Source organism: Pseudomonas sp. LBUM1666 (genome assembly GCF_059695775.1).
This window is the reverse complement of sequence record NZ_CP166789.1, coordinates 3,939,542-3,958,716: the sequence shown is the minus strand read 5'-3', so window position 1 is coordinate 3,958,716 and position 19,175 is coordinate 3,939,542. Positions and strand designations below refer to the sequence as shown.

The following is a 19,175-nucleotide window of genomic DNA, read 5'->3' as shown; positions in this document are numbered from 1 at the left end:
TATGCGCGCCCTGATGCTCGACTTCCAGCCGCGCCGTCGCTCGGGCCCTTTGGGCTGGAGCCTGCTGGCCGGTGGCGTGGTGCTGACGTTGACCTGCTTCTTGATTCAGCAGCACGTCAGTGAACAGGCTGCGCAACAGCAAGGCCACTTGCAAACTGCCCAACGCGAACTCACCGGCGACACCGGCGGCAAGGTCAGCCTGACCCCGGCCGAAACCCGTGAACAGGCGCACAACCTGGCCGAGATGCGCAAGGTGTCCCAGCAATTGCGCCGGCCATGGGAGCGTCTGTTCGCCATGCTCGAAGCCATGCCCCGGGACGACATTGCCTTGCTGACCCTGACCCCGGATGCCCGCAAAGGCCAGGTGCGAATCAGCGCCGAAGCGCGGGATCTGGAAGCCATGCTCGACTTCCACCGCAGCCTCGAAGCCAGCGACGAGCTGTCCGATGTGTCGCTGCTCAGCCACGAAATCGTCGCGAACGTGCCGGAACACCCGGTGCAATTCAACCTGTCGGCTACCTGGGAGATTGGCGATGCAAATCCCTAGATTGATCGTCCACGAATACCTGCAAGGTTTGGGCATTCCCGGCCTGGCAGGGCTGGCGATGTTGCTGCTGGCGCTGGTGTATGGCCTGGTGGGCCTGATGCCGGACTGGCAGTCGCTGCAAACGCTCAGCCAGCAGACGCGCGAAGCCGGCGAATACCTGGCCAGAGTCGAAGACGGCAGTGTTGCCGCGCCGGTGGTGCCGCAACGTCAGCTCGATGATTTCCGCAGCAAGTTGCCGTCCCAGCCGCAGGCCACCGTGGCCATCGACAAGATTTACGCGCTGGCGGCTCAGGAACACATCACGTTGGCTCGGGGCGAATATTCCCTGGGCATCGACCCCAAGACGCACCTGGCCCGTTATCAGATTCTGCTGCCGGTGCGCGGCAGCTACCCGCAACTGCGGCGCTTCCTGCATGCCTTGCTCGGCCAGTTGCCGGCGGTGGTGGTGGAGGACGTGGAGTTCCAGCGTAAAAAAATCGTCGACACCGACCTGACCGGGCGGATCCGCATGACCCTTTACCTGTCGAGGTCATGATGAATACCAAACGCGTAGTGGGTTGGGTGGCGTTCTTCGGCGTGGCGGCGGCGCTGACCTGGTTGCCTGAATACTTCACGTCGTCAGAGGAGGGCGCTGCATTGGTTGCCGCCGTGACCACCCCGACCAAAAGCAAAACCCGCGGCGCGCTGCCTGCTGCCGCTGCCACCGGCAAGCCAGCGGTGGTGAAGGACCTGAGCCCGGCAGGCGACCTGTTCGCCGCCCGCAGCTGGAAGGCTGCGCCGCAGCTCGCCACCGTCACCGAACAACCCGTCAACCTGACCCCGGTGGTGCAAGTCCCCACGGCACCACCGATGCCTTTCCAGTTCATTGGCAAGCTGAATGACCGTTCCGACCTGCAAGTGTTTTTGCAGAACGGCGAAAAAATATACGTCGTACGCAAGGGGGATGTGATCGACGAAACCTGGCGGATCGAGGGGATTTCCGATGTGGAACTCAGCTTTGTCTACCTGCCTTTGCATTTGTCTCAGACTTTGTCTGTGGGGAGCACGCAATGAACAGATCCCGTTTGCTGATGAACCTTTGCCTTTGTGCCGGGCTGGCCGCGTGCAGTTCGGTGCAGGTCGCCAAGCAAGAGGCAACCGACCTGATGGAGTCGGGACAGTACGAAGCCGGCCTGGCCCGCATCGAGGAAGGGCTGAAGGACAACCCTCGCGACACCGAGCTGCACCTGGCCTTGAACAGTGGCCGTGCTCGTGCAGTGACAGCGCTGTTGACCCAGGGTGATATGGATCGCGTCCAGCGTGATTTCGCTTCTGCCCGCCAGGCTTACAGCCGGGTGTTGACCATCGAACCGAACAACCGCCGTGCCCAGGACTCGCTGCGCCAGCTCGATCACATGCGAAGCCTCGATGAAAAACTCGAACTGGCCCGGGGTGACCTGCGTCGCGGCGACATCTACGGTGCCGACCGCCAGGTGAAACAGATCCTCGAACTGGACCCGAAGAATGAAGGGGCGCTGGAGCTGCAAAGCGACGTCCGCCTCGTGCAAAGCCGCAACGTGATTGCGTATCCACAACTGCGGACCCGTCTCGATCGGCCGGTGACCCTGGAATTTCGCGACGCCAATCTGAAAACCATCTTCGAAGTGTTGTCGCAGGTCGCCGGTTTGAATTTCATCTTCGACAAGGACCTGCGCCCGGACATGAAAGCCACCATCTTCGTGCGTGACGTGCGCATCGAAGACGCGGTGGAGCTGCTGCTGCAACAGAACCAGCTGCACCAGAAAGTGGTGAACGAAAACACCTTGCTGATTTACCCGGACTCGCCGCAGAAGCTCAAGGATTACCAAGAGCTGGTGATGCGCACCTTCTACCTGACCAGCATCGATGCCAACACCGCGCTGAACATGATCAAAACCATGCTCAAGACCCGCGACGTGTTCGTCGATGAGCGCCTCAACACCCTGACCATGCGCGACTCCGAAGACGCTATCCGCATGGCCGAAAAACTCCTGCAATCGCAGGACCAGTCCAACCCTGAAGTGGTGCTGGAAGTGGAGGTGATGGAAGTCGCCACCCAGCGGATTCTCGACCTTGGCCTGCAATGGCCGAACACCTTCGGCGTGGTCAACAGCGATGGCTCGGCCGTGACCCTGCTCGATCAACTCAAAGGCATCAACTCCAGCCGGATCTCCATCTCGCCGTCGCCGCAGGCCAAGATCAACGCCCAGGACAACGACATCAACACCTTGGCCAGCCCGGTGATTCGCGTCAGCAACCGCGAACAGGCGCGCATCCACATTGGTCAGCGCGTGCCAATCATCAGCGCCACCTCGGTGCCTTCGACTCAAGGTCCGGTGATTACCGAAAGCGTCACCTACCTCGATGTCGGTCTTAAACTTGAAGTACAGCCGACCGTGCACCTGAACAACGAAGTGGCGATCAAAATCGCCCTGGAAGTGAGTAACGCCACGCCACTGGAACCGACCCGCCAGGGCACGATTCCGGTTCAGGTCGACACCCGCAACGCCCAGACCACCCTGCGTCTGCATGACGGCGAAACCCAGATCCTCGCCGGCCTGATGCGCAACGACCATGGCGCCACCGGCAACAAAATCCCCGGCCTTGGCGACATTCCAGGTCTTGGCCGCTTGTTCGGCAGCAACAAGGACACGGTCGGCAAGTCGGAGCTGGTGCTGTCGATCACGCCGCGGATTGTGCGCAACCTGCCGTACCAGAGCCCGTCGGACATGGAGTTCACCACCGGCACCGAAACCAGCATGCACATTCAGGCACCGGACCGTGGGATGGACTCGGTGATTCGCCCAGAGGCCCTAAGCGCTCCGGTTGCTTCCACCCACGTTGTCGTCGAGAAGCCTTGATCATGAACGCCTCGCAACGGGGTTTCACCCTGATCGAAGTCGTGGTGACGCTGGCTTTGATCGGCCTGCTGGCCGGCATGGCTGCGCCGCTGACCGAGACCGTGGTGCGCCGGGGCAAGGAGCAGGAACTGCGCACGGCGCTGTATCAGATTCGCGATGCCATCGACGCCTACAAACGTGCGTTCGACGCCGGCTACATCGAGAAGTCCCTGAACAGCAGCGGCTACCCGCCGAACCTGCAAGTGCTGGTGGACGGTGTGCGCGATGTGCGCAGCGCCAAGGGCGCCAAGTTCTTCTTTTTGCGGCGCGTGCCCCATGACCCGCTGGCGCCGGTCAAGCGTGACGACGAAGGGGGGTGGGGCGTGCGCTCTTACGACAGTACGGCTCAAAACCCGCGCGAAGGCGAAGACGTCTTTGACGTTTACTCCAAGGCGCGCGGCAAGGGTCTCAACGGCATCGCCTACCGGGAGTGGTGAGATTATGCGTCGGGAAAAGGGTTTTACCCTGCTGGAACTGATGGTGGTCATGGCAATCATCGCCACCCTGATGACCATCGCCTTGCCACGCTATTTCAACAGCCTCGAGGCTTCGAAAGAGACCACGCTGCGCCAGAGCCTGTCGGCCATGCGCGAAGCGCTGGACCACTACTACGGCGACACCGGGCGTTATCCCGACTCCATCGAACAGCTGGTCGAGCAGCGTTACCTGCGCAACCCGCCGATGGACCCGATTGCCGAACGCAAAGACCTCTGGGTGCTGGTGGCGCCGCCTGACGGCGTGCCGGGCGGGGTCGCCGATATCAAAAGCGGTGCCACAGGGAGGGCGCGTGATGGCAGCCTGTATTCCGAGTGGTAAGCCCTCGAACGAGGCCGGTTTCACTTACCTGGGCGTGCTGTTTCTGATCATGTTGATGGGCATGGGCCTGGCCAGCGCCGGTGAGTTGTGGTCCACCGCGTCGCGCCGTGATCGTGAACGCCAGTTGCTCTGGGTCGGCACTCAATACGCTCAGGCATTGCGCAGTTATTACCGCAGTTCGCCTGGTCTGGCCCAGTACCCGAAAGAATTGGCGGATCTGTTGCAGGACGAGCGTTTTCCGTCGCCCAAACATCACTTGCGCAACCTGTACCCGGACCCGATTTGGGGGGGCGAATGGACGCTGATGCGTGGTTTCGACGGACGCATCACCGGCCTCAGCAGCCCCTCCACCGACACGCCGCTTAAGCAGGCGGATTTCCCCACTCAATGGTCGGACTTCACCGGCATGGCGAGCTACAAGGACTGGCAGTTCGTGGCCGAGAAGGCCTTCCTTGATGGCGCGTCCGCGCCCAAAGGCCCATCCAAAAACGACTCGGGTGTTGGGGCGGTGATGCCATGAACAGACACTGGCTACCGGCCCTGGTCCTGATGCTGATGACGTCCTTCGTGTCGGCTGCCGAAGAAGACGAAATGATGGGTTTTATCGTCGACGACACGATCTCGCACATCGGCCACGACTTTTATTACTCATTCAGTGAACGCCTGCGTGCCACCAGTCCGATGGACTTCAACCTGGTGGTGCGTGAACGACCTTCGGCACGCTGGGGCAGCCTGGTGACCGTGGAATATCAGCAACGATTGGTTTATCGGCGCTTCCTGCCGCCGAACACCGTGGAGTTGAAGGACGAGGCCTACGAGGCTGCCGATCTGGTCCGCGTGCAGATCGTCCAGCGCAGGCTGGAAACCTTGTTGCAGGACACCACCGACCTTGAGAGGGACGAACTATGAACACTGGAACTTTCTCGAAACGCAGAGGCATGTGGTTATTAGGTCTCTGGTTTACAGGGGCAGGCAGCTGCGGGCTGGTTCACGCCACGGAATTGGTCTACACGCCCGTCAACCCGTCGTTCGGCGGCAACCCGTTGAACGGAACGTGGTTGCTCAACAACGCCCAGGCGCAGAACGATTACGACGACCCTGACTTGAAGAACCGTACCAGCGCGGCCGGCACGTCGGCCCTGGAGCGCTTCACCAGTCAGCTGCAATCACGGCTGCTAGGGCAGTTGATGGACAACATCTCCGCGGGCAATGCCGGGAGCCTGACCACTGACGCTTTTGTTGTGAACGTCATCGACGACTCCGGCGCACTGACTATTGAAGTGACCGACCGAGCGACCGGTGAAGTTTCCGAAATCCAGGTGAATGGCCTGGCCCCTTGACGGGGATTTGGGTCGATGGGGAGTTTAAGGACATGAAAAAAATAATAGCGCTAGGGCTGATGTTGGCGGCATTACAAGGGTGCAGTTTGCGCGAGCCGATGGGGGCCGAGCAGGACACCGAATCACCGACCCTGACACCTCGGGCGTCGACCTATTACGACTTGCTGAACATGCCACGACCCAAGGGCCGGTTGATGGCGGTGGTGTATGGTTTCCGGGACCAGACCGGGCAGTACAAACCGACCCCGGCCAGTTCCTTTTCCACCAGCGTGACCCAGGGTGCGGCGAGCATGTTGATGGATGCGCTGCAGGCCAGTGGCTGGTTTGTGGTGCTGGAACGTGAGGGGCTGCAGAACCTGTTGACCGAGCGCAAGATCATTCGCGCCTCGCAGAAAAAGCCCAATACGCCGGTGAATATCCAGGGTGAGTTGCCACCGTTGCAGGCGGCCAATTTGATGCTTGAGGGCGGGATTATTGCCTACGACACCAACGTGCGTAGCGGTGGGGAAGGGGCGCGCTATTTGGGGATCGATATTTCCCGGGAGTATCGGGTGGATCAGGTGTCGGTGAACCTTCGTGCGGTGGATGTTCGTAGTGGGCAGGTGTTGGCCAATGTGATGACCAGCAAGACGATTTACTCTGTCGGGCGCAGTGCCGGGGTGTTCAAGTTTATCGAGTTCAAAAAGTTGCTGGAGGCTGAGGTTGGGTACACCACGAACGAGCCGGCGCAGTTGTGTGTGTTGTCGGCGATCGAGGCGGCGGTTGGGCACCTTTTGGCGCAGGGGATTGAGCGGCGGTTGTGGCAGGTGGCGGGGGATAATTCTTCGCCTGACAACAATGCGACGCTCGACCGTTACCTGACTCAGAACAAGGTTGTGCCTGAGGGTGAGGAAGAGTGAACCGAGGCGGCCTGATAGCCGACCAGTCTCCCTCGGATGTACCCAGTCCAACTGTGGGAGCGAGCCTGCTCGCGATGGCGGCCTGATAGCCGACCTATTTCTTTCAGGCGTACATATCCATTCCTGCGGTAACGGCCGCTAATGGTTTGGCTCTTACAGCGAGTCACTTTTTCAAACGACAAAAAGTAACCAAAAGTCTTCGCCCCGAGCGTCCGGCCCCTCGCCTAGGCTCGGCGTTCCTTCGTTCCGGCATTCATCTGGGGGCATCGCCTCCGGTCGGCTTCGCTTCGACCTCCTCTCGATGTGTTCGACTTCGTCGAACGGCGCTGCGCGCCTCCCCCCAGATGAACACCTCCACTCAGCCTCCCGAAGGGGCGGGTGGATCAAGATCAAGAGCGGCAGGCGAGCTAACGCTCGGCCTGTTGAGTGGTGGGTTTTGTTGTGCTTTAGCTTTTCAAACTTGAGTTCGACTCGATATCTCAGGTCGCAGAATTTCTTTTAAACACATCGGTCGGTCCCCTCGCCCCTTTGGGGAGAGGGTTAGGGTGAGGGGTGGATCTAACTGACACCCACATTTCCTACATGCGATGAAAAACAATCAAAAAAACGAGGAAATTTCCGACGCTTTTTTAAGGTTGCCCGTCGGAAGCGCGACATCTAGCCTCTGGTCGTCGCTGCCAATTCAGCGACCGGGCTGGAACCCCGATGAGTAGACGGCGCAAATTCGCCCTTCATAACGTATGCTTGCGCGCCTTTAATGTGTGCACTCCGTTATGGCGGCTGTGCGCGGGAGACCTTAGTGTCTGCCGGGTTCCGTTTACCCCGGGTTCCAACTCGCGTACAGCTGCCACCCCTTCGCGTGGAACCGAATGGAGCAGCTTTAACTCGTAGACGGAGTTTCACCATGGTCAAACCCACACCCAATCCCCCCGAATCAGAAACCGAAAGCACTACCGCCGACCTCCACCTCACCCCGGCCATTCTCAAAAACTCCGCCCCCCACAACCCCAGCAGAATGTTCGCTATCGTCGCGGACATCGACACCGAAAGCCTGTTGGCCCACGCCTGTGAGTCGTTGGCTTCCGCCAGTGTCATGGCCAGTGATTTCGCGGTGTTTGTGGAGGGGCCACAGCGCAGCATGTTATTGGGCATCCAGCAGGTCATCATGCCGGCCGACCTGGCGGTGAATCGGGCGCTGGATAACATCGATCCGCAAGACTCACCCACGTAGCTGATCGGCACAGACAAAAAAACCGCGACCCTCCAAGGGCCGCGGTTTTTTTTGCAGCGCGATTATTGCTGTAGCACGGTTGCCCGGTTGTCGCTGCCCAACTGCTGCACGGTCGCAGTCTGGGTCATGCCACTCTGAGTGACATTGGCAATGTTGCCGGTGCCGCCCTGAGTGACGTAGGCCACGTTCATGGTGCCAGACTGGTCGAAGTTGGTGGTGTTGCCGATGCCGGTGCTGCTGCCCTGGGCCAGGTTGGTAGTGCCGCGCTGGTCGGCGATGAGGATGTTGTCGCTGCCGTTCTGGTCGAAGTACAGCTCGTTGTAGTTTTCAGCCTGTTTGACGGTGGTTTTGTTGCCGGTACCGGTCTGGCTGGTGGTCATGATGTGGCCGATGCCGTTCTGGGTGAAGTTGGCGGTGTTGTTGGTGCCGTTCTGGTTGACGGTTGCGCGTTGGTTGCTGCCGAACTGGCCACCCTTTTCCGGGCCTTTCCAGTCGCTGGCGTAGACCTTGTTGTCGTTACCCACGGAGGTGGCGTTCAGCACATGGCTGTCGCCATTCTGGTAGGTGAACTGCACGTTGCCGGTGCCTTGCTGGTACAGCGCCAGGACTGAGCCGACGGATTCGAACTGGTCGGCATAAATCGCATTGAGGTCGCCAACTTGCAGCACCTGCGCGACGTTGTTATCGCCGAAGCTCTGGTCGACCACGGTTTCGTTGGTTTGCCCGTACTGGTTGACGGTGGCCTCGCTGGCGGTTTGCCCGCCTTGCCAGACTTCGGCGCCGTTGAAGTCGCCGAACTGGTTGATGGTCACGGTGCCACCGATGCCATCGCGCTGGTCGCCATAGGCGTAGTTGCCTTCGCCCGTCTGGTTGAGATTGATCTGGCCGCCCATGTGGGCGATCTGTTCAGCGGTGGCGTAGTTGGCAGTGCCGTACTGGATGATCACTGCGTTGTTGGCAGTGCCCAGTTGGATCTGTTCGATATTGGCCTCGTTGCTGTCACCAAACTGGAAGGTTTGCCCGGAAGTGCCTTCCTGAGTGTCCTGATAAATGAACGAGAAGTTGCCGCTGCCTTGCTGTTGTTGCAGCGCTTCGTTGCCGCCCACGCCTATCGACTGGCTGGCGTGGCTGATGTTGGAGCTGCCGACCTGTTGCTGGGTGATGATGCTGCCGTTTTCGAACAGTTGCTCGGCGTAACCGGCGTTGTAGTCGCCGAGTTGATCCTGGGTGATGGTGCCGGTGGCATTGTCTTGCACCGCTGCGGCATCGTTGCCCTCGCCGAGTTGTTGTTGGGTGGCGGTACTGAACGGGGCCGCGGTCTGTTTCACGTCGGCGATGTTGGCGGTACCGACCTGATCCTGGGTGGAAACGCTGTCGTCGGCCATCGCCTGGGCACTGACAAGGACCAGGATTGCGGCGGTGAGGGGCGTCAGTTTGAACATGATGAAACCTCCAAGTGGTGCAGTGCTTTAGCGGTATTGTTTGACCGAAACGCTCATGCCATTTCCCGACTGGGTCACGGCGCTTGAAAGCCCCGCACCGGCCTGGTCGATGCTGGCGTCGTTGTTGTTGCCGTTCTGGGAAATCTGCGCGCGGTTGTGGCTGCCGGTCTGGGTGATCGAGGCGGCGTTGCCGGAACCTTGCTGAGTGATCATTGCCATCAGGTCGCTGCCTTGTTGCAGGATGTAGGCTTCCTGATTACTGCCCGACTGGACGATGCGACCGAGCAGCGACTGGCCGTTCTGTTGCAGCAGCGCAACGTTGGCCTGACCGTTCTGATCGATCAGCGCTTGCTGGCCAATCGGTGGTGGTAACTCCCCCAAGTCGCCACCAGGACCCAGGTCGTCGTTCTCCATCAAATCGTCGGCGCGCGCGCCCGCACTGCTGCAAAGCAGAAGCAGGCAGAGCAGGGCGGCGGTCGAGGTTTTCATGGCGTTGTCCTGTGGGAAGAGGCCAACCCCACTCACCGAATCGGCGAGCGGGGCAAGGGCTCAGTTGGAGATCACCGGCACTGTGCGCACGGTGCCCTGGGACGAGCGGATGGTCGCAGTCGGGTTAGCCGACGGGATCACTGTGGTGCTGTTGCTCACCGTCAACCGCCAGCGACCGGTCACTGGCACCGTGGTGGTGCCCAGGGTTACGAGCCCGGTCGGGGTGGTGACCTGCACGGTGATGGTGTTGCCGGTGATCACCGATGAGGTCCCTGCAAAGTCCCAGGTGAAGCGGTTGTTGGAGCGAGCCGACACCGTAGCCGTGGTCACCGTGAAGGTTTCCGCAGCAGGCCTTGGCGAGACTTGCACGGTGACCGTGGCCGGTGTCGACAGGGCGCCGAAGCTGTCCCGGGCGATGTAGGTGAAGGTCGTCGTGAAGGCCGTCGTGACCGTGGCCGGTGGGGTGTAGGTGATCGCCGTGCCGTTGCTGCTGACCGTGCCACGACCTGCCGGTGGCTGGGTGACGCTGGCGACTGCCAACGGCACGTTGCCTTCCGGATCGGTGTCATTAGCCAACACGTTGATCGGTATCGCCACGCCCAGGGTCGCGACGGCGTCGGCGACGGCCACCGGTGGCCGGTTAGGCGCAACGGTAATGGTCACGGTCGCCGCAGCGGTCGAGGCCAGGCCTTTGACGTCTTGAGCCTTGTAGGTGAAGGTCGTGGTTAACGGCACAGTGACCACGGCGGGCGGGGTGTAGACCACCGCAGTCGTGCCGCTCAACGCCACGGTGCCCTGGCCCGCGGCCGGTTGGGTCAGCGCGGTGATGCTCAGTGGCGTGTTGCCGTCCGGGTCGCTGTCGTTGGCCAGCAGGTTGAGGGTGATCGGCACGCCGAAGCTGGTGCTGCCGGTGTCGGCCACGGACAGTGGCGCCTGGTTCTCGCCGGTATCCGGTGCAGAACCAACCACGACGACAACCTCGGTGTCACTGCCGCCGGCGGCGGATTTGACCGTGACAGTGGCGGGTGGCTGGGTCAGATCGGCGACGGTGAGTTTTTGCAAGGTGCCGGTTTTCGACAGACGTCCGTAACCCTGCGCGACCATGTCTGGCACCGCCACTTCGTCAGTGGACGTGGCCTCGATCAGCAGGCTGTGATTGCTCCAGTTGTAGCGAGCGGTCTGGATTTTCACCAGGTCAACGAGCTTGCTCGAGACCGCTGTAGGGCGAGTGGTGCCGGCCGGGTCGGTAGCGGTGACCACCACCACCGCAGGCACGGTGGCACCCGTCAGGCGATGGCCGAAGAACTGGCCATTGTTGTCGCCGAGCATGTTGGTCAGGCATGGCGTCTGCGGTGGTCCGGGCACAAGGGCCACGGTTTCGCGGAAGCACAGGCTCGAACCGTTGGTCGATTTGCCAAACACTTCTACCCGGGTACTGCTGGTGCCCGGGCCTGAAGAGGTGCGGCGGTAAGTGGCGCGGCCAATGTCCACCGGGGTTTGCGCACGGTTGTCGAGGACTTTGCCGGACACGGTAAAGAGGGTGGTCTGGATGGTCCCGGCAGGCCCCTGCACACGCAGGAAGTTGTTATTGAACGGGCTGCCGGTGACCGCTTCGGTGAGGTTCGGATCGCCGACGAAAGTCTCGATGGAACCGGTGTCCGGGTTCACTTCGGTGTAGGGTCCGTTGACGCTGCGCAGGAATGGCCCGACCTGCCCGGCGAGGGCACCCGAGAAGTTGCCCGGAACGCCGATGCCGATGTCGCGGGTGATGTTGATCGCCCGACGGCCCGGCGTGGTGACGGTGACCGTTTCCACGCCATACGGGTGGGTGATGGTGTAGGTCCCGGCGACAGGCACGTTCACCCGCAGACGAATCCGCGCGAAGCTTGCCTGATCGCCGTCGACAGGGTTTTCCGCAGCGAAGGCCGCTTCGATCCCGGCTACGTAGGCATCCACGCCATAGCCTCCGACATCGGCGATGGTGGTCTCGGCGAGGTACCAGAACGCTTCCGGTGGCCAGTTATCCGGAAACACCATCGGCTGGGTGTCGTCGAAAACCCCGGGTTCCGGATTCAGGATGCACATGTAGGATGGCGCACCCGGTGCGCCAGGCGACCGCGAGCTGGTCGCTCGCGACTGGCACAGTTCCAGCGACAGCAGATTGTTGTCCTGATACCACATCGGGAATTTCCCGGTGGCAAACGTGTAGGGGCCGGGGTCGACGGCATTGAGCTGCGCGAAAGCGCTGCCGGACAGCGATAGAGTCAGTCCCAGGGCGTTGAGCGCCAGGCGTGGCAATTTGTTCATGATGCCTCCTGATGAGGATCTGGGCATGTGTGCGTTCATTGCACGATGACCACTTCTTCGGTATCGCTGCCGCCATTGGATGACGTCACTCGAACCTTGGCCGGTGGAATCGGCGAGATGCCGGTCGCCAGGGATTTCACTGCTCCATCGCCACTCAGGGCTCCTATGGCGACACCGGTGCCGGTGGTGGCGGTGAGTACCGGCGGCGAGGTTTCATCGCTGGTCGAAGCCACTACCGTGATTTGCGCGGTGCTCAAGCTGTACTGGGCGGTCTGGATCACCACCAGGTCCGTCAGTGGCATCGACAGGGTGGTCGGCGTGCTGCTGGGAATGGCCAGGTGGTTATCGGCGGTCACCACCAGGTTGCTTGGCAATGTCGGGTTGGTTGCGGACTGGGCGTACCAGTGGCCGGAGGTATCAGCCTCGGTCAGATGCAGCGCCGGGCTGTTGCTGTCCAGGGTCACGGTGGCCGGTGGCGGTGGGGCCATGACGAACACATCCTGCTGCGCCACCGGTGCGCTTTCACCGGCTTTGCGCGAGTAAGTGCTGCGCTCGGTGATCATCGGGGTTGGCCGGACCACGGTCGACAACTTGCCGGAAATGGCCATTACCGTTGTGCGCAAGTCCAGACCGTTAGGTCCTTCGATGCGGATGTAGTTGGTATTGAAAGGGCTGCCGGTGAAGGCTTCTTCCAGATTCGGATCGCCAACGAATCGCTCGGCCGACCCGGTGACCGGGTTAGTCTCGGTGTAGGGGCCGTTGACGCTGCGCAGGAACGGGCCTATGTCACTCTTGAGTGCGCCGTCGTAGGTTTTCGGTGTGCCTATGCCGATGTCGCGGGTCATGTTGATTGCGCGGCGTCCACCGGCGGGAACGTCAAATATGTCGACGCCGTAGGGGTGGGTGATGGTGTAGACGCCGGCGGTGGGCACGTCCACCCGAATGCGGATGCGGCCAAAACTGACCTGGTCGCCGTCTACCGGTTCTTCAGCGGCGAAGGCTGCTTCCACGGCGCTGACATAGCTCAGGTCGATGCCCCGTGCGGCATCGACGATTGAACCATCGCCGGTGAACCAGAACGCTTCATCGGGAAAGTTGCTCGGGAAAACGACGGGCTGCGTGTCGTCGAAAACGCCGGGGGTCGGATTCAACAGGCACATGTAAGCCGGCGCACCGGGTGCACTGGCAACTCTGGAACTGACAGCCTTGGACAGGCAAAGATCGAGGGTTCGACCATGAGTGTCCTGATACCAGGCGGCGAACGAGCCATTGGCGGGTACATAGGGACCGGGGTCGACGGCAAAAAGCGCCGCCTGGGCGACGCCTTGGGCCAGTGCGCTAACGACCAGGGCGGCCACGGTTTTGGACAGTAAAGGGTGCATGAGTTAAGCCCTCTATATATCGGAATGCCTGCCCCATGGAGACGGGTCAGTTGAGAGGGCTTCGGCAACTTCCATACCAACCGGCGAAAACGGACGGTAGAGGCCCGAGTCTTGGGCGTGTCACTCAAAAACGGCATCGGATCGAGGGTTTTGGGAACGGGCCACTGTCCCCAGGATTGGGGGTAGATGGGCATAAGGAGGAAGTGAGGGGACGAGACCCAATGTCGGGCAAACGGCCATTAGTGGGCTATAACCCTATAGGGGAATCGCCGGGAACACGTCCATGGACATGCCTACTCAAACACTCCAGGCCGAGGGGGGTGATATTCGCCTGAGCTCGCGCAAGCAGCCGTTCAATTTATTGCGCTGGTTTTCGCTCATCAGCATGGCGGTGATTGGCACGGTGGCGGTGGCGTTGGGGTCGGTGTCCACCCGGTTCGTGATTACCGAAAGCGTGCAGCGCGATGCGTTGTTGACGTCCCAGTTTATTCAGGCGATTGCCTCGGCCGAGGTGCGCCACGTGTCGATTCCCAACGTGCGAACCATGGGCGAATTGCTCGACCCGCGCAAAGACAAGGATTTTCCCGACGTCGACCCAATGGCCCGCGCCAATGCCCGGGGCGAATTCCTCGACCATGTCAAGCACTTGCCGGATGTGATCCTGGCCAACATCTATGCCCCCGACCGCATGGTGATCTGGTCGACCAATCCGGCATTGATGGGTACCAGGATCCACGCCGACGAAGACCTGGATGAAGCCTTTTCCTCCAGGACGCCCGTGTCGGCCAGCTATCACGATGTGGACGAGAGCCGCATGGAACAGAAGTTCGTGACGCCCCCGGAATACATCTTTATCGAGAACTACATTCCGCTGTTCGATGCAGACGGCGACAAAGTCACGGCGATGGTCGAGATCTATAAGGAACCCAAGGACCTGATCAGCCGCATGGAGCGCGGTCTGGTGCTGATCTGGCTGGCGACTGCGCTGGGCGGCGGGCTGATTTACCTGGGGCTGTACTGGATCGTGCGCCGGGCGGCGATTTTGCTGGACGCGCAACAAAAGCAACTGATCACCAACGAAACCTTTGTCGTCCTGGGCGAGATGTCGTCGGCGGTGGCCCACAGTTTGCGTAATCCGCTGGCGACCATCCGTTCAAGCGCCGAACTGGCGTTGGAATTCGACAGCGGCCCGGCCCACAAGAACATCAATGACATCATCGGTCAGGTGGATCGCATGTCGAAGTGGGTGAGGGAGCTGCTGCAATCCTTGCGTCCGCTCAACGATGACGCCGAGCCTGTAAATCTGGTGGCGGCGTTGCATGACAGCCTGATGGCTTTCGAGCATCAAATTGCCAAAGCCTCGGTCCACGTGGTGTTTGACCCGAAGCTGACGCCCATGGTCCTGAGCCAGCAGGTGCAGTTGACGCAGATCCTCAACAGTTTGCTGGCCAATGCCCTGGAAGCCATGGACAAGGGCGGCACATTGATCATCACGCTGGAGCCGACCGAATCCCATGGCCTTGGCGTGGTGGTGAGCGACACCGGCAAAGGCATGAACGAAGAACAGCGCAGCATGGCCTTCCGGCCGTTTTTCACCACCAAGCAAGGCGGGTTGGGTGTCGGGCTGGTGCTGGTCAAGCGGATCATGGAGCGGTTTGGCGGTGCGGTGACCCTGGAAAGCCGTGAAGGCGAGGGCACGAGTGTCCGTCTGTCATTCAAATTGGTCCCCTGAAAACGGGTGTGAACTTTCCCCGTTAGCGGGTGTCATTCCCCAGTCGTTTCCCCGGTTTTGGCAAATTGATGTTGTTAAGCCATTGTTTTATTAGTCTTAATACTTTCGTAAAAAACCGTTACAAATCTGGCGAGGTCCTTGCACAAGCCCCATTACCCCTTCACGACTTCGAGGCGGATGGTAATGGACAGAAAAGCGCGGTACCCCTTCAAATGGTTCGACCTCCTGACGCGTGTAAGCGTCCTTCTGTCTATGACGCTGGGCACAGCGACTCTACGTGCCAGCCCGATCGACGATGAGCGACAGCCCGAACCGTCCGACCCCTCAGCGTATTACGACGAACCGGCTGACAAAGCAGGAGCCTTGAACGCCATTTTGACCATGCCCCCGGCTAACGTGGACTCCTTCGATTTGCCGGGTGGCGTCAAAGGCACCCGAAAAACCCCGCTCCAGGAAAACATCCTGCCGCCAGCACTGCAGACCAGTTTCAATTACCCTACTAACGGAAAACCCAGCCCGCTGTACGGTGCTCTGCCGTTCACTCAGCCACTGGCGCTGTTCGAAGAATTCGGTCTGGAAAAACTCGACCCCACCACCCCGGCGGCGCAGTTGCCCTTTCCACCCGCGACCATCGGCCCGCTGCCGCAACAAGATCCCACCAGCGTCGCCCGCAGCGCTCCGCCGAGCGCGGCGCTCGACGCGTTCTTGCGTCAACCAGGCTTGACTCCGTTCCCCAGCCATTATTCCAACGTGGTCGACCGCAACCCTTGGCAGAAGCAGATTGAATTTTTCCTCAACCGCCGTATCGGCTCGTCGGCTGAAGGCCGTCCGCCAGGAAAAGGCTGGTCGCACCAGCGCTGGAACGAGTTTTACCCGCAGGTGGCTTACAAAACCGTGCAAACCGGCGCACGGTTGAATACCGGTTTGCGTGACAGTCGTCAGATGCACCGCTATGCCTTGGGCGAGTTTGGCCCCAGTGGCCTCTATTACAATGTGGCTGGCGTGCCGGCGACCGCAGGCACCTCCAAAGGCGTTGAACCGCGTTTTCACCCGAAAATGCCGGTGCAGAAACACAACTCGGTATGGACCTTCGACGGCACCTTTCCGCCCAAATTGCTCATGGTGCGTTATGGGCAACCGGTGTTGATGCGCCATTACAACGGCTTGCCGATCGACCCGTCGGCAAACATGGGGTTTGGCCTGCACACCATCACCACCCACGAACACAACGGTCACGTACCGGCGGAAAGCGACGGCTATGCCAACGCGTTTTTCTTCCCTGGGCAATTCTATGACTATCGCTGGCCGATCCAGCTGGCCGGCTACGACAGCATCAACACCACGGCTGCAGACCCGCGTGCAGCGTTTCCGTGCTCGCCGGGCGAAACCCTGTGGACCAACGACCTCACCCCCGGCCGCAAGACCTGCGACAACGGCATGATCAAGGTCCGCGGCGACTGGCGCGAAACCATGAGCACCCACTGGTTCCACGACCACATGCTCGATTTCACCGCGCAGAACGTCTACAAGGGCAACGCGGCGATGATGAACTACTACAGCGCCCTGGACCGCGCCAATGAATCGGTGAATGACGGCGTCAACCTGCGCCTCCCCAGCGGCAGCGCCTTGCCCTGGGGTAACCGCGACTACGACGTCAACCTGATGTTTTCCGACAAGGCGTGGGATAAGAACGGTCAACTGTGGTTCAACCCCTTCAATACTGACGGCTTCCTCGGTGACCAGGTGCTGGTCAACTGGAAGTGGAAACCGACCCTGGACGTTCGCGCCCGCAGCTATCGCTTGCGCATGCTCAATGGCTCAGTGTCGCGCTACTTCAAAATGGCGCTGGTGCGCGAGATCAAGGGCACCAGCGGCGAGTTTCAAGGGCCTGCCGGGTCGGGCGTGTCGTATGCCCGGGTGCCGTTCCACATGATTGCCAACGACGGCAATATCATGGAACACGCCGTGCCGTTCGACGGCAGCATGGACCTGGATGCCGACGGTGATAAACAGAACCACAACGCGATCCTGCCAACCTTGGGCATCGCCGAGCGTCACGACATCATCGTTAACTTCTCGAAAAACGGGATCAAGACGGGCGACAAGCTGTTCTTCGTCAACCTGCTGGTGCACCAAGACGGCAAGGGTCCGGAGGAACCGGTCTCCCTGGCAGACGTGCTGTCCGAGAAATACAAGGCGATCATCAAGCAAACCAGCAAGGGGCCAAAGTGGGAGGACGGTGATCCGGCGGTAGGCAAGGTGTTGCAACTCAACGTCAAGGCTTACACCGGTCAGGACCTGGCCATGGACCCGGCCGCTTATGAGCCCGCCAAACCGGGCAAGGCTGAAGGCCTGATGATGATCCCGCTGAAGATTCACTACGACAATGCTGCCGACAAGGCGCTGCTGGCCAAAGCCCGTCACCGCACCTACACCTTCGGCCGTTCCGACGGCACCGATGAAGCGCCCTGGACGGTCAAGACCGACGGAGGCTTCGGGTTTCGCATGGACCCGCGCCGGCTGAACACCTCCACCAAACTGGCCAGCGGTCCGACCGACGCCGGCGTCACGGGTTTCGGTACGCTGGAGGTGTGGCACATCAAGGGCAGCGGCACGGGCTGGAGCCACCCGGTGCACGTGCACTTCGAGGAAGGGATCATCCTCAGTCGTGGCGGCAAGCCACCACCGGAATGGGAAAAATGGGCACGCAAGGACGTGTATCGCATCGGTTCGGAAAAAGATGGTACGGACAATGTCGAGATTGCGATCAACTTCCGCGAATTCGCCGGGACATACATGGAGCACTGTCACAACACCCAGCATGAGGACAACTCGATGCTGTTGCGTTGGGACCTTGAAAAACCCGGGCAACTGCAGTTGATGCCGACACCGCTGCCAAGTTGGGATGGCGTGCGCTACGTGAACTCCGCCGCGCTGCCAACCTTCCGCACCGGCGACGGCTACGGCACTAAAGCAGAGGTCACACCATGATCCGCAGGGGAGCCGACATGACATCACGTACGCCGCGCTCCCGCGCCCTGGGCATGCACCTGATTTTGCTGCTGGTCACCTGTGTGCTGGCCGCCTGGGTGCTGCTCGCTCATGAAGGTGCACCGTCGTCGACGGAATCGGCGACACCCTGGGGCGGCGATTACTTCCCCAACACCTTGCTGACCGATCAGGACGGTCGGCAGGTGCGTTTTTTCGATGACCTGATCAAGGGCAAAGTGGTGGTGATCAACTTCATCTTCACCACGTGCAGCGACTCCTGTCCGCTGGAAACCGCGCGCCTGCGCCAGGTGCAACAGTTGCTGGGGGACCGGGTCGGCCAAGACATCTTTTTCTACTCGATCAGCATCGACCCGTTGAGCGACACACCCGAAGTGCTCAAAGCCTACGCACAGCGTTTCAAAGTCGGGCCGGGCTGGCAGTTTCTCACCGGGGAATTCGAGGCCGTCACTGACCTGCGCAAAAAACTCGGGCTGTTTATCGAAGGCGTCGACAACGGGCGCAGCAAGGACCACAACCTGAGCCTGATTGTCGGCAACCAGACCACGGGCCGCTGGATGAAAGCTTCACCTTTCGAAAATCCGTGGATTCTGGCCGATCAGTTGGCCAACACGCTGCAGAACTGGAAGCAGCCCAGCGTTGAAGAAAACTACGCGAATGCGCCCGAGATTCGCCCGCCGAGCAACGGCGAAGAACTGTTTCGCACCCGTTGCGCGTCGTGCCACAGCCTGGGCCCGATGGACGGGCAGGGCATCGGCATGCGCAGCATCGGCCCGGACCTGATCGGCGTCACTCGCCTGCGTGATCCGGCCTGGCTGAATCGCTGGATTCGCGAGCCAGACCGCATGCTGGCGGAAAAAGACCCGCTCGCGATGGAACTGTTTGAGCGTTTCGACAAAATCCCCATGCCCAACCTGCGCCTGGATGAGAACGCGGCGCAGTCCATTGTGGGGTTTTTGCAGGAAGAAACTGATCGTCAGCAACCGCTGCAGGCCGCGCAAACGCAATAGCGGCTAAATACCATCAATGAGGCCGTCAGTCTCGATCAATGCCACCTACACTG

The 19,175-nt window shown here is 60.7% G+C and carries 18 protein-coding genes; 14 read left to right on the top strand and 4 right to left on the bottom strand.

What is annotated here, in order from left to right:
- The first annotated feature begins 1 nt into the window (after nucleotide 1).
- From ACA056_RS18165 to ACA056_RS18115, 11 genes are all read left to right on the top strand, one after another.
- A complete protein-coding gene (locus ACA056_RS18165) occupies nucleotides 2-547 on the top strand; it encodes a PilN domain-containing protein (protein ID WP_497266655.1) in 546 nt (181 codons plus the stop codon).
- Complete coding sequence (locus tag ACA056_RS18160) at nucleotides 534-1,082, top strand: pilus assembly protein PilO (RefSeq protein ID WP_497266653.1); 549 nt, start codon at nucleotides 534-536, stop codon at nucleotides 1,080-1,082. The genes ACA056_RS18165 and ACA056_RS18160 overlap by 14 nt, the downstream gene beginning before the upstream one ends.
- Nucleotides 1,082-1,600: a hypothetical protein gene (locus ACA056_RS18155; RefSeq protein WP_497266651.1), complete on the top strand. Its 519-nt coding sequence runs from the start codon at nucleotides 1,082-1,084 to the stop codon at nucleotides 1,598-1,600. The genes ACA056_RS18160 and ACA056_RS18155 overlap by 1 nt, the downstream gene beginning before the upstream one ends.
- Nucleotides 1,597-3,426 (top strand): secretin GspD/PilQ domain-containing protein, encoded by a 1,830-nt coding sequence (locus ACA056_RS18150; protein WP_497266649.1) that lies wholly within the window; start codon nucleotides 1,597-1,599, stop codon nucleotides 3,424-3,426. The genes ACA056_RS18155 and ACA056_RS18150 overlap by 4 nt, the downstream gene beginning before the upstream one ends.
- Before the next feature lie 2 nt (nucleotides 3,427-3,428).
- Nucleotides 3,429-3,902 (top strand): type II secretion system protein, encoded by a 474-nt coding sequence (locus ACA056_RS18145; protein WP_283190490.1) that lies wholly within the window; start codon nucleotides 3,429-3,431, stop codon nucleotides 3,900-3,902.
- 4 nt (nucleotides 3,903-3,906) lie between these two features.
- Nucleotides 3,907-4,281, top strand: a complete 375-nt coding sequence (locus tag ACA056_RS18140; RefSeq protein ID WP_129443236.1) for a type II secretion system protein — start codon at nucleotides 3,907-3,909, stop codon at nucleotides 4,279-4,281.
- A complete protein-coding gene (locus tag ACA056_RS18135; RefSeq protein ID WP_497266647.1) occupies nucleotides 4,256-4,801 on the top strand; it encodes a type II secretion system protein in 546 nt (181 codons plus the stop codon). Before ACA056_RS18140 ends, ACA056_RS18135 begins: the two co-directional genes overlap by 26 nt.
- Nucleotides 4,798-5,190: a curli production assembly/transport protein CsgE gene (gene csgE / locus ACA056_RS18130; protein ID WP_123367323.1), complete on the top strand. Its 393-nt coding sequence runs from the start codon at nucleotides 4,798-4,800 to the stop codon at nucleotides 5,188-5,190. The genes ACA056_RS18135 and csgE overlap by 4 nt, the downstream gene beginning before the upstream one ends.
- Nucleotides 5,187-5,621 (top strand): curli assembly protein CsgF, encoded by a 435-nt coding sequence (locus ACA056_RS18125; protein WP_497266644.1) that lies wholly within the window; start codon nucleotides 5,187-5,189, stop codon nucleotides 5,619-5,621. The genes csgE and ACA056_RS18125 overlap by 4 nt, the downstream gene beginning before the upstream one ends.
- A gap of 32 nt (nucleotides 5,622-5,653) precedes the next feature.
- Complete coding sequence (locus ACA056_RS18120) at nucleotides 5,654-6,520, top strand: CsgG/HfaB family protein (protein ID WP_056746588.1); 867 nt, start codon at nucleotides 5,654-5,656, stop codon at nucleotides 6,518-6,520.
- Between the two features lie 904 nt (nucleotides 6,521-7,424).
- Nucleotides 7,425-7,751 (top strand): DUF6124 family protein, encoded by a 327-nt coding sequence (locus tag ACA056_RS18115; RefSeq protein WP_497266642.1) that lies wholly within the window; start codon nucleotides 7,425-7,427, stop codon nucleotides 7,749-7,751.
- 62 nt (nucleotides 7,752-7,813) lie between these two features.
- On the opposite strand, the gene ACA056_RS18110 is transcribed toward ACA056_RS18115, so the two are convergent.
- Genes ACA056_RS18110 through ACA056_RS18095 form a run of 4 tightly spaced genes read right to left on the bottom strand, consistent with a single transcriptional unit; the run spans nucleotide 7,814 to nucleotide 13,371 of the window.
- Entirely contained in the window at nucleotides 7,814-9,193 is a 1,380-nt protein-coding gene (locus ACA056_RS18110) for a curlin (RefSeq protein WP_497266640.1), read from the bottom strand.
- Between the two features lie 27 nt (nucleotides 9,194-9,220).
- The gene (locus tag ACA056_RS18105; protein ID WP_497266638.1) at nucleotides 9,221-9,682 is read right to left on the bottom strand and encodes a curlin; all 462 of its coding nucleotides are present in this window, start codon (nucleotides 9,680-9,682) and stop codon (nucleotides 9,221-9,223) included.
- A gap of 60 nt (nucleotides 9,683-9,742) precedes the next feature.
- Nucleotides 9,743-11,989, bottom strand: a complete 2,247-nt coding sequence (locus ACA056_RS18100; RefSeq protein ID WP_497266636.1) for an Ig-like domain-containing protein — start codon at nucleotides 11,987-11,989, stop codon at nucleotides 9,743-9,745.
- Between the two features lie 35 nt (nucleotides 11,990-12,024).
- Complete coding sequence (locus ACA056_RS18095) at nucleotides 12,025-13,371, bottom strand: hypothetical protein (RefSeq protein WP_497266634.1); 1,347 nt, start codon at nucleotides 13,369-13,371, stop codon at nucleotides 12,025-12,027.
- 283 nt (nucleotides 13,372-13,654) lie between these two features.
- Here ACA056_RS18095 and ACA056_RS18090 point away from each other — a divergent pair, with 283 nt between their 5' ends.
- From ACA056_RS18090 to ACA056_RS18080, 3 genes are all read left to right on the top strand, one after another.
- Nucleotides 13,655-15,103: a sensor histidine kinase gene (locus ACA056_RS18090; RefSeq protein ID WP_497266632.1), complete on the top strand. Its 1,449-nt coding sequence runs from the start codon at nucleotides 13,655-13,657 to the stop codon at nucleotides 15,101-15,103.
- A 183-nt stretch (nucleotides 15,104-15,286) separates the two neighbouring features.
- Nucleotides 15,287-18,094 carry a multicopper oxidase domain-containing protein gene (locus tag ACA056_RS18085; RefSeq protein WP_497266630.1) on the top strand — a complete coding sequence of 936 codons (2,808 nt, stop codon included), beginning with the start codon at nucleotides 15,287-15,289 and terminating at the stop codon, nucleotides 18,092-18,094.
- Between the two features lie 17 nt (nucleotides 18,095-18,111).
- Entirely contained in the window at nucleotides 18,112-19,122 is a 1,011-nt protein-coding gene (locus ACA056_RS18080; RefSeq protein WP_497266628.1) for an SCO family protein, read from the top strand.
- Nucleotides 19,123-19,175: the final 53 nt, after the last annotated feature.